General features: G+C 69.3%; 8 protein-coding genes. All 8 read right to left on the minus strand.

What is annotated here, in order from left to right; all coding sequences use genetic code 11:
* Positions 1–11: 11 nt before the first annotated feature.
* On the minus strand, positions 12–1,223 hold the full coding sequence (locus CWS39_RS24725) for an N-acetylmuramoyl-L-alanine amidase (protein ID WP_102145530.1): 1,212 nt from the start codon (positions 1,221–1,223) through the stop codon (positions 12–14).
* A gap of 143 nt (positions 1,224–1,366) precedes the next feature.
* Positions 1,367–1,699: a thioredoxin gene (trxA, locus tag CWS39_RS24730; protein WP_102145531.1), complete on the minus strand. Its 333-nt coding sequence runs from the start codon at positions 1,697–1,699 to the stop codon at positions 1,367–1,369.
* Positions 1,696–2,688 (minus strand): thioredoxin-disulfide reductase, encoded by a 993-nt coding sequence (gene trxB, locus CWS39_RS24735; RefSeq protein WP_102145532.1) that lies wholly within the window; start codon positions 2,686–2,688, stop codon positions 1,696–1,698. The genes trxA and trxB overlap by 4 nt, the downstream gene beginning before the upstream one ends.
* A gap of 83 nt (positions 2,689–2,771) precedes the next feature.
* Positions 2,772–3,383 carry a hypothetical protein gene (locus CWS39_RS24740; protein ID WP_199178297.1) on the minus strand — a complete coding sequence of 204 codons (612 nt, stop codon included), beginning with the start codon at positions 3,381–3,383 and terminating at the stop codon, positions 2,772–2,774.
* 5 nt (positions 3,384–3,388) lie between these two features.
* Positions 3,389–3,946 (minus strand): RNA polymerase sigma factor SigM, encoded by a 558-nt coding sequence (gene sigM, locus CWS39_RS24745; RefSeq protein WP_102145533.1) that lies wholly within the window; start codon positions 3,944–3,946, stop codon positions 3,389–3,391.
* A gap of 64 nt (positions 3,947–4,010) precedes the next feature.
* Positions 4,011–7,673 carry a murein biosynthesis integral membrane protein MurJ gene (murJ, locus tag CWS39_RS24750; protein WP_102145539.1) on the minus strand — a complete coding sequence of 1,221 codons (3,663 nt, stop codon included), beginning with the start codon at positions 7,671–7,673 and terminating at the stop codon, positions 4,011–4,013.
* A gap of 35 nt (positions 7,674–7,708) precedes the next feature.
* The gene (locus tag CWS39_RS24755; RefSeq protein WP_102145534.1) at positions 7,709–10,102 is read right to left on the minus strand and encodes a hypothetical protein; all 2,394 of its coding nucleotides are present in this window, start codon (positions 10,100–10,102) and stop codon (positions 7,709–7,711) included.
* Positions 10,084–10,763, minus strand: a 680-nt coding sequence (locus tag CWS39_RS24760) for an NUDIX hydrolase (RefSeq protein ID WP_233213674.1), incomplete at its 5' end; no start/stop codon positions are given. The genes CWS39_RS24755 and CWS39_RS24760, both read right to left, overlap by 19 nt.

Below are 10,763 nucleotides of genomic sequence, written 5' to 3' on the forward strand. Positions count from 1 at the left end.
GCTTCGCCGGGTCAGTACGGCGTGTTGGCCACCGGCCCGCCGCGACCGGCCTGGTCCACCGACAGCTCGTGGGCCAGCAGTTCGGCAAACGTGAACGTTCCGGTGGGACGGTCGTTCTTGCCGAGCAGGTACAGCCGCTTGACCGCGGCGAGAATGCCCTCGGCGATCGCGTCCCGGGTGGCCATCGACACCAGCAGCGCGCGGTCGTGCGGATTGGTGATGTAACCGATGTCCACCTGGACCGTCGGCATCCGCGTCAGGCGCAGCAGATCCCACGTGCGGCCGTGCGTGCGGCAATCGCGTAATCCGGTGCGCGCCACCACTTCTCGCTGGATGAAGTCGGCAAGGTTGCGGCCGATCGTGGACACCGAACCGTGCGAGTTGCCGAAGTGGAACGAGGCGACACCGTTGGCGGCCGGGCTGGGCTGGGTGGCGCAGCGCAGGCTGATCATCAGGTCGGCGCCGACGTTGTTGGCCGTCGCGGCGCGCTCTCCGTCAGAGGGGCTGCGGTTCGCCGGCCGCGACGGGAAGGTCTCCATGCCGATGGCCTTCATTCGGCCTTCGAGCCGGCTTGCCAAGTCCCACAAGATATCTGCTTCGCTGATCGGGCCGTCAGGGCCGTGCATGATCATGCCGTGGTCGCTGCCGCCGCGGCCCGGATCGATGATGATGCGCTTGCCGGACAACCGCGGTCCCGACCGGCGCACCAGCTCCTCCTCGCGGATCGCGTGCGGTGACCCGCCGGTGACCCGTGAACCGAGAAAGTACAAGGAGCGCAACGTTTCCGGGCCGCAGATACCGTCCGGATACAGCCCGTACTCGCGCTGGTAGGACGTCAACGCGTTGTGGGTTTGCAACCCGAAATGGCCGTCCACCAGGCCGGTGTAGAAGCCGAGGTCTTGAAGCCGGGCCTGCAAGGTGGCCACGTCGTCGCCGTACATCGGCGCACCGAACTGGTGCATCAGCGTGCGCGCGCCGAGGCGGTAGGAGGCTTCCTTGAGAGCGCGGTAGGTCGCTTCTCCGACGATCCCGTCGACCAGCAGCCCACGGTGCTGCTGGAACGCGCGCACCGCATGGTCCAATTCATCGTCGAACACATCGAGTGCGACGTGCTTCCCGGTGGTCAGGTCCGCGTCGGGACTGTCGATGAGCCCCAGCGCCGCGAGCGCCGCCCGGATCTCGGTTACCGCACCCCCGCGGTCACCGCGACGCAGACTCGACATATTCGCCCTCCAGGCTGGCCTTTCGGTCATGTGTGGCACCGGAGAGGCACCCACTATTGCAAGACAGGCTAGGCAGTATTGTCGCAGACGCTTCCCGCTTTCGAGAAAACGCCAGGCTGATACGGGCAGGGGCGTGTAACCGCTCAGATGACGTCGGCCAGCTCGCGCAACAGCGCGGCCTTGCCCTTGGCGCCGACGATGCGTTTCACCGGCTGGCCGTCCTTGAACAGGATCAACGTCGGGATGGAAACCACCTGGAAATCACGGGCCGTCGCCGGGTTGGCGTCGACGTCGATCTTGGCCACCGTCAGTTGGCCGGCCTTCTCGTTGGCGATCTCTTCGAGCACCGGCGCGACCATCTTGCAGGGGCCGCACCAGGTCGCCCAGAAGTCCACCAGCACCGGCGTGCCGGCCGACAGCACATCGGTCGAGAAGGAATCGTCGGTGACGGCCAAAGTAGCGCCGGTCGCGGTCATAGCGGTGCTCCAATCATTTCGTCAGTGCTCGTATCGGTTGCGTCCGAAGGGGTTTCGGCGATCTCGGCAAGCCAGCGTTCGGCGTCGATCGACGCCGCACAGCCGCTGCCCGCGGCGGTGATGGCTTGGCGGTAGGTACGGTCCACCAGATCGCCGGCGGCGAAGACGCCCTCGACGGAGGTGGCGGTGGTGTTGCCCTGCACCAGCACGTAGCCGTCGGGATCAAGGTCGACCTGTCCGCGGACCAGTTCCGAGCGCGGGTCGTGGCCGATCGCAACGAACACGCCGGTGACGGCGAGCTGCGACTCTTCGCCGGTGACGGTGTTGCGCAACCGCACACCGGTCACCTTGGGGTCTCCTTCGATCGTGGTGACCTGCGTGTTGAGCAGGAACTTGATCTTGTCGTTGTTGCGGGCCCGCTCGAGCATGATCTTGGATGCCCGGAACTCCTCGCGGCGGTGCACGATGGTCACGCTGCTGGCGAATCGGGTCAAGAAGGTCGCTTCCTCCATCGCCGAGTCGCCGCCGCCGACCACCACGATGTCCTGGTCGCGAAAGAAGAAGCCGTCGCAGGTGGCGCAGGTGCTCACACCCATTCCCAGCAGTGCCTGTTCGCCGGGCACGCCGAGATGGCGGGCGGCCGCGCCCATCGCCAGGATCACCGCGCGGGCCGCATGCGTCTCGTCGCCGACGGTCACCGTCTTGACCGGCCCGTCCAGCGAGACCGCGTCGACGTCCTCCATGCGCAGGTCGGCGCCGAAGCGCAGGGCCTGCTCACGCATCTCGTCCATCAGCTCCGGGCCGGTGATGCCGTCGCGGAAGCCTGGGTAGTTCTCCACCTCGGTGGTGGTCATCAGCGCCCCTCCGAACTGGGTGCCTTCGAAGACCAGCGGTGCCAACTGGGCGCGGGCGGCGTAGATGGCGGCGGTGTATCCGGCCGGGCCGGAGCCGATGATGATCACGTCGTGAACCGTGGGTGAGGACGTCATGGGGGCCTTTCTGGCGTAACTCGTCGGCACGGGTACCAACATCAGCCTAGGCCCGGGTGTTCCCCGCAGCCGTGAGGCACCGGCTAGGGGCGCCGCAGGACCGTGCTCGCCAGTAATTCGGAGTCGTCGGCGCCACAGTTTGGTGCGACGACGATCGCGACCACATGCTGGGACGTGTCGCCCGGCAGCACCATCAGCACACCGGGCCGGCCCCTCATGTCGACGGGTTGGGCGCCGAGCACCCGGGTGGTGCCCACTGTTTCCAGTCCAGCCAGGCACGCCTGCGGATCCGCGAGCGGGCCGTAGTCGGGCGGGCGGGTCAGCAGCGCGGCGATCTGGGTGGGCGGCAGCGGAACCGTCGGCGTCACCGTGATGCGTTCGGCCGTGAGTTCGGCGGCAGGGCCGGAAGCTCCCGAGGACGAGTCACGCGTCAACATCGCCACGCCCACACCGATGCCCGCGGCCACCGCACAGAGGCCGAGCACCGCGCCGGCGAGTTGTAGCCGGCGCAGGCGCGGCCCGCGCTCGGCGTGGGCCGGGGGAGCGGCGCGCAGGGCGGCGAGCACCCGCGCGCTCACCGCGGGCGGAATGGCGGGCGCCGAAGCGTCGTCGGTTCCGAGCCGCGCCAACTCGCGCCGGACCCGCTCGGACTGCTCGGGCGTGATCGGCTCGTCGCTGGGCACGTCGGGGGACACGCCGCCTACGCTAGCTCGCGCGCCTCTGCCGCCAAACAGTCCAGCGCCTCGGCCAGTTTGGCCCGCGCACGCGCGCAGCGGCTTTTCACGGTGCCTTCGGCGACGCCGAGCATGCGGGCGGTCTCGGCGACCGAGTAGCCGTGCATGTCGACGGCGACGACGGCTGCGCGCTGTTCGACGGGCAGGCGCATCAGCGCCCGTTCGATCACGATCGAGGTCTCCACGCGACGGGTCGGATCGCCACCGGAGTAGGCGTCGGCGTCGAACGTCGTGGTGGGGTGCGTCTTGGCGCGACGCAGCCGGTCCAGACAGGCGTTGACCACGATGCGGTACAGCCAGCTGCTGACCGCGGAGTCGTACCGGAAGGCCGCCGCCGTGCGGTGCGCCGAGAGCATCGCATCCTGCAGCGCGTCGGCCGCATCCTCCGGGCTGCCGCTGGTCAGCCGGGCGAGCCGGTACAGCTGGCGCTGGTGGCGGTAGAACAGCTCCTCGAACGCATAGCGGTCGCCGGCGACGTGCGCGGTCAACAACTCCGCATCAGAACGGCCCCCGCTGCTCCCCACAGCCGAACCCTAATCGCCGCGGCGGGTCTGTATTGACACTTGTTTGCCCGCCTGGGGACAACTGTCAGGACGCCGCCTTGAGCGTGATCTCCGAAATGTCGGTGCGGCTCTCCCCGCCGGTGGTGCCCAGGGTGGAGATCCACACCAGCACGTACGACGTCGGGCTGGCGTTCTCGATGTCGATGGTGTTGGGCCCGGGCGTCAGGGAGGCCGTAGCCATCTCGATGGTGTCCTCCAGCGACGACGGGCTGGCCGACTCCGCCGAGCGGATCTGCACCGTGGTGCCGGTGCTGGACACGTTGATGTCGACCGAGGCGAGCGTCGTGGGCTCCGGCAACTGCAGGATCAGCCCCACACCGTTCTTGAAACCGGGGAACGGCACTGGGTCCGAATAGGTGTCGGTGGGCCACACCGTCGAGGGATTGCCGTCGATGGCCAGGTCGGCCAGAGCGGGTGCGTCGGCTTCGCCCTCAGGTGAAAAAACTTTTGCTGCAACGGGTTTCACCACATTGCCGGGTGCGGTGTCGCCGCCTTCCGCTGACGTGGTGGGCGCGTTGAGACCGAGTTCGTCGCCGCCCAGGCCGCCGCCGACGTCGCCGAAGATGCGGCTGAGAATCGACCCCAGCACCACCAGTGCGATGACGATGATCGCGCCGCCGATCGCCAAACTGATCAACAGCCCCTTGCGCCGCCGGGCCGCCGCGTCCGGATCCTCGTCCGGCGCGTCGTGGAACCGGGTGGGAGGCGGTGCGGGCGCCGCCTCTTCGACGGGCGAGATCAACTCGGTGCGGTCGGCGACAGCGGTGGCCTGCTGTAGCAGGTTCAGCAGGGTCGGCGCGCTGCGGATGCCGCCGCCGTCCTGAACCGCACGCGCCGCGGCAGCCGAGATCTGGAACGGGATGGCGCGGTCCACCGTGCGGGGTTCGACGGGCTGGCCGGCCGCGTCCAGTTGGGCGGGCGGCAGACCACTGGGCACCCCCGACTCCGGCAGCGGCCAGCGATTGACCAGCAGCGCGTACAACGCCGCGCCGATACCGCGGATGTCGTCTTCGGGGGTGGCATCGGGCATGGTGGCGGGGAAGGCAAGCGCCACATCACCTTCGATGCTCACCCGCACCCGGCTGGGATGGTCGATCGACAGCGCCACACCTGAGCTATGCGCCACCTCGGCGGCGGCGGCCAGCGACTGGATCGCGCGCGCCCCGCCGATCGGCGACGGCGACGTGTCGGCCACCTCTGCCAGCGATCCGCCGCGGATCCACTCCGACACGATCAGCCCGCCCGAACCGGTGTTGGCGACGTCGAGCACCCGCGCCACGCCCGGCATGTCGATGCGGCTCAGCTTGAGGGTGCGCGACAGGATCTCCTGCACCTGCTCATCGGGCAGTGCGGCGTCGGGGTCGACGAATGTCAGCGCGACCTGGCGGTCCAGCGCGGTGTCCAGCGCCTGCCAGAACTGTAGGTTCGGCGGTCCGCCGTGGAACACCAACAGCCGATAACGCCCGCCGGCGATGGTGGCACCGGGAATGAGGTGGACGTCTTCGTTGGCGGTCGCCTTCTCGATCGGCGGCTCGCGCGGCGCGTCGAAGGCGAGGGGTTCACGGGAGGGATCGCCTCCGTAATCGGCGGGCGGACGGCCCGATGTCGGCACCGGAGCGGTCCCATTGGCGGTCCCGTTGGCGGTGCCGTGCTCGGGTTCGTCAGGAACGTCGGGCTCGAAGTCGTCGGCTGCTGGGCTCCCGTTGCCGGCCGGCAGCTTGGTGGTGGCGGTGGTGTCAGGGCCGGCTGCGGCGCCGCCCGCGGGTTCGTCGGTCACCGCTGGTCCTTTCCGCATCCCAGCTCCGGCAACGGGTGCCGAAGGCCAAACCCCGGCGGCTGCAGGGGGCTGCGGCCGCCGCATCGGATAAGAATTCCTCTGATCAGCGTACGTGACGGGCTGTACGGGCGGCGGCTGGTTGGGTGGGCCGATTGTTTGCACGGCTACCTTTTCGCGCGTCCCGAGGCGGCGCTTCACGGCCGCCAGGGCGGCCTCGGCGTCGGGCACTCGGGCGGCCAACAGGATGCCACCGATGATGGGCGCCATGATCAACCCGAGCACCAGCAGCCGCAGCATCGAGCCGGCGGCGCCGAAGTTGACGGTCAGCAATTCCAGCCCGAGCAGCTGGTCGACGATGTGGGCGACCAGCCCGGCGGCCAAGGAGGCGGCGATCGTCACCAGGATGGTTCGGATGACCGGCAGGCTGAGCAGCCGGCCGCCCGGCGGGTTGAGGTTGGCCCGCAACAGCAGGTAACCGACGACGGCGCCGGCCAGAAACCCCAATCCGTTGGCCAATCCGAGGTAACCGGCGACGAGTTCGGGGTCGTCGGTCAGATGCGGGGCGGCCAGTGACGCAGCGATTTTCACCACCGTCACGACGACGATGATGATGATTGGCGTCCACGGCTGCTCACGCGCGTAGAAGACCCGCAGTTGCAACAGCACCAGCGCATAGGGAATCAGGGTGAACGCCGAGAGCGTGATCGCCATCCCCAGATATCCGGCGTCGGTCTCGCCGAAGTTCCCGTACGCGAACAGCGCGCTGCCGATCGCCGGGCCGCCGACGGTCATGATCGCCACGATCGGAATCAGCGTGACCATGGTCAGCCGGGTGGCCAGCGACAGGTCGGCCAGCACCGCGGGGATGTCGTTGGCGGCGGCGTTGCGGCTCAGCCGCGGCATCACCACGGTCAGCACCGTGACGCCGATCATGCCGAACGGCAGCATCAGTACCAGCCAGGTGTAGTTGTAGATCGCCGGGCCGGAAGCCGCTGCGGCGCTGGCGATCTGGTTGCCGACGATCAAGCCGATCTGGCTGATCAACACGTACAGCACCATCGCCGCGGCCATCGCGCCGAACTTCTTGAGGCGCTCGTCGATACCCCACAGCGGACGCAGGCTGATCCGTTCACGGCGGATGGCGACGAGCAACACCGCCGTCTGCGCGAAGACGCCGAGCGTGGTGCCGATGCCGAGCACCAACAGTTTCGCGTTGCCCATCTGGACCGGGTCGACCGAAAGCTCCCCGGGGACAATGAGATAGAGCACCAGTGTGGCGATGGCGACCACGTTGTTGACCACCGGGGCCCACGCCGGTGGCCCAAACACATTGCGGGTGTTCAGGATTGCCATGAAGACCGAGGACAACCCGTAGAACAACACCTGCGGCAACAGCAGATACGCGAACGCGACCGTAAGCGGATTGTTGACCTGCGGGTCGGTGCCCAGCATCAGCCGCACCAGCAGCGGGGCGGCGGCCACCGAGAACACCGTCGCCACCAGCAGCAGGGTGGTGGCCAGGGTGACCAGCCGCCGCACGAATGCGGTGCCCCCGTCCGGGTCGTCGCGTTCGGCGCGGGCGAGTACCGGGACGAAGATCGCGGTGAACGTCGCCTCCAGCACCAGCGCGGCGACCAGGTTGGGCAGCTGGTTGGCGACGGTGAACGCACTGGACAGCGCCGCCCCGAGAATGGCGGCCAGCAGCACGATGCGGATGAAGCCGGTGATCCGGCTGATCAGCGTCGCGAACGCCATCCCCCAGGACCGCGACACCACCGCGGCGTCAGACAGTTCCGGACGACCGGCCCGTCGACGCGCGGCCGGGCGCCGGGGCACGCGTTGGCGCGGCGGCGGTGGCGGCATCCGCCGGGGCCGGGGGACGACCGGCGGAGGCGGCACTCGGGGTGGCATTCCCGGTGGCATGGGACCGCCCCGATCGACCGTGCTCATGTCTGTTCGCCGACTCGGCTTGTCGGGCGATCCTGGTCGTAGGCAAGCGCAGTCTCGAGCGGATCGGGCCGATCCAAATCGGCCGGGTCCGGCTGCTTGCGGAACCGATGCCACAGCCGGCGTCCCACCAGCAGGGCCAGCACCGCGCCCGCGGACAGGGTGATGAAGAACAGCACCTGGCCGTAGGCGTTGGAGTGCACCGAGAGTCGCACCGGCTCACCAACGGGCAGTCCGTCCGCCGTGCGCAGGGCCGCGTCCACCGCGAAGCGCTGAGTGAAGTGCACCTCGATCGGCACCCGCAGCGGCAGGTAGCCGGGCGGCAGTTCGATGACGCCCATGTCGGTGACCGTCATGCCCGGTGGCGCGTCGATCTGCAACCGCACCCGGATGGGCACCGCCAGGTCGTTGCGCAGCGCCAGCGGCAGGGGACTGCGCTCGGTGGCCAGGGTGTAGGAGCCGCCCGGGTTGACGATCGTGACGGCGCCGAACAGATCGTCGACCGCGTTGCCGACAGTGGTCAGCCGCTGCTGCGCCATCCCGTTGCGGGCGTCCGGTGGCACCGAACCGCTGATGGCCCGCAGCATGTCCTCGCGCAGCGGAGCGGTGTACTGGGTGCCGGTCAGCCCGGTGCGCACGTCAGTAGTCAGCGCCGCGGTCAAACCCCACAACCGACCCGTGACCGAAGCGATGCCCGACGTGATGGCGTCGTCGATCCGTCCCCGCGGGTCGCCGAGCGCGTTGCCGGGCAGGGGCTGCACCGCATCGGCCGGAACGGAATTGCCCTCGGCGATCACCTCGGTCAGCGGCCGCGGCACCGCGAGCCCGGCGCGAATCGTGGTGGCCGCCGCCGACAGGATTGCCCGCGCATCGTCGGCCTGCAGGCTCCACACCAGCGGCGGCATCAAGATCTGCGTGCGCGGTTCGGTGTCGGGCTGCAGGCCCCGCCACAGCATCGCGCCCACTGCGTCTTGCCGCCGCGCCACCTGCGAGTCCTGCTTGAGCGGGATGGCCAGCGAGGAGTCCAGATACGACGGCGACACAGGGTCGGTGCCCGCGCCGGCAAGCGCCGCTCCGACGGTCGGGTCGAACGGTACGGACACCAGTTGCGGTGTGTAGCGCAGCGGGGTGAGATCGGCCGTCGCGGGCACGCCGGTATCCGAATCGTGCGCGCCGACGTTGGCTGCCCCGATGGCGACCGTCGGGCCCTGCGCCGAGAGCAGTTCGACCGCGGAACCGGTGAGGGGTCCGTCGGCGACGAGGGTGGCGCCACGCGTCGAGGTGACGCCGAGGATGCGATCGACGATGTCGCCGGCGGCGTTGGTGGCGGTGGTGCTGAGCCCGGGGTCGTTGATCCTGCGCAGCGCGTCGAGATCGGCCTGTGCGAACGACGTCGGTGCCACGCACATGCGCTGGGCCAACGCCCGCAACCGGTTCAGCCACGTCACCGCCGCCTCCTGGCCGGCGCCCGGATGGGTGGGGGTGGCAGGCCCGGCGTCGGGGGCGTCATTGACGACGTATCCGCCCGTCATCGCGTTGACCGTGATCAGCAGGTCGGGGTCGACGGCCAGACATATCGCGCTGCGCAGCAGCCCGTCGGGATCGACCTCGGGGGTGGTGGCGAAATCGACCGCCGACAACAGCGTGTCGAGCCGGCCGCCGGGCGCCAGCGACACCGCCAGTTCGTCGTCGATCAGCCGCACCGGCGTGGTGCCGCCCGGCACGCCCGCCGCCAACCGTGGGCGGTCGGCCAATGGCCAGAACATGGTGAGCCGCACGGGTTTCGAGGTATCGGGCGGCTTCGCCGACGTGAGCGCCTCGGCGGCCGAATTGGCCGACTCGTCCGGCGGCACGCCCAGCACCGGCAGCAGAAAGCGGGCGTCGTCGAGCCGGGCCGGGGACCCGTAGTCGGGGGTGCCGTTGACGTTGACCAGCAGCGGGTACACGCCGGGCTGCTCGATGTTCAGCGCCGGCTGCTGGGCCGAGCGCAGCGGGAAGCTCAGCGTGAACGGCACGTCCCGACCGCGGGGCAGTTCTGGTGCGAGCGTGACGAAGTCCGCGACGGCCTGAAACTGATCGAGGTTTCCCGTGAGATTGGTCCGTAGCCCGGCCGACGAGGTGACGGCCGGGGCTTGCTCGAGACGCACCATCACGTCGTGCACCGGTCGATCGCCGACGTTGCGCACCACACCGTTGACGGTGACGACGGGTGTGCTGGTGGTGGTCACCACGTCAGGGGAGACCTTGTCGATGCGCAGCTGCAGGAACGGCACCGACCCCGGCTCGCCTGCGGCTGCGCGGGGTACCGTCACCGGCGCGGCGACCAGCATCAGCAGCGCGATCGCGGCGAGCAGACGCGGCAGCACCGCCGGGGTCACGGTCCTTGTCCGCATCCGTTCGTCCGCCGGCCGGATTGGGATTGCGCGGAGTCGTCGCGTCGACGGTTGCGGGTGTGGGAGTGCGTCTGGGCGCGCCGACGCGGCGCGGAGTGCGGTAACGGCGGCAGCGCCGACGGTCCGTGGGCCTGCAGCTTGTCGATCAGCTCCCCGGCGACTTCGGCGAGGCGGCGTTCGTCGGCGTAGGCCAGCCGCGTGGGCAGCTCCTTGAGGGGAACCCAGGCGACTTCACTGACTTCGACGTCGTCGTCGGAGAGCTCGCCACCGAGGAAGCGCATTAGATAATGGTGCACGGTTTTGTGTACGCGGCGACCCTCGGTGACAAACCAGTAATCGATGCTGCCGAGTGCGGCCAGCACGCCGCCCTGGATGCCGGTCTCCTCGGCGACTTCTCGGATCGCGGTCTGCTCGGCGGTTTCGCCCAATTCGATGTGGCCCTTGGGCAGTGACCACAGCATCCGTCCGCGCCGGTCGAGACGCCCGATGAGTGCGGCCACCTGGCTTTCCTTCGGCCCGTCGATACCGTCGATGACCAAGCCGCCCGCCGAGGTTTCGTGCACGGTGCGCAGCCGGTCGGGTGGGCGGCGGGGACGCTTGTTGGGCTTGGCGGGAGCGGGCTGTTCGGGCTTCTTCTCTTCCCGGGCGACGGCGGTGTTGT

This window comes from Mycobacterium hubeiense (assembly GCF_002838065.1).
Taxonomy (GTDB): Bacteria; Actinomycetota; Actinomycetes; order Mycobacteriales; family Mycobacteriaceae; genus Mycobacterium; species Mycobacterium hubeiense.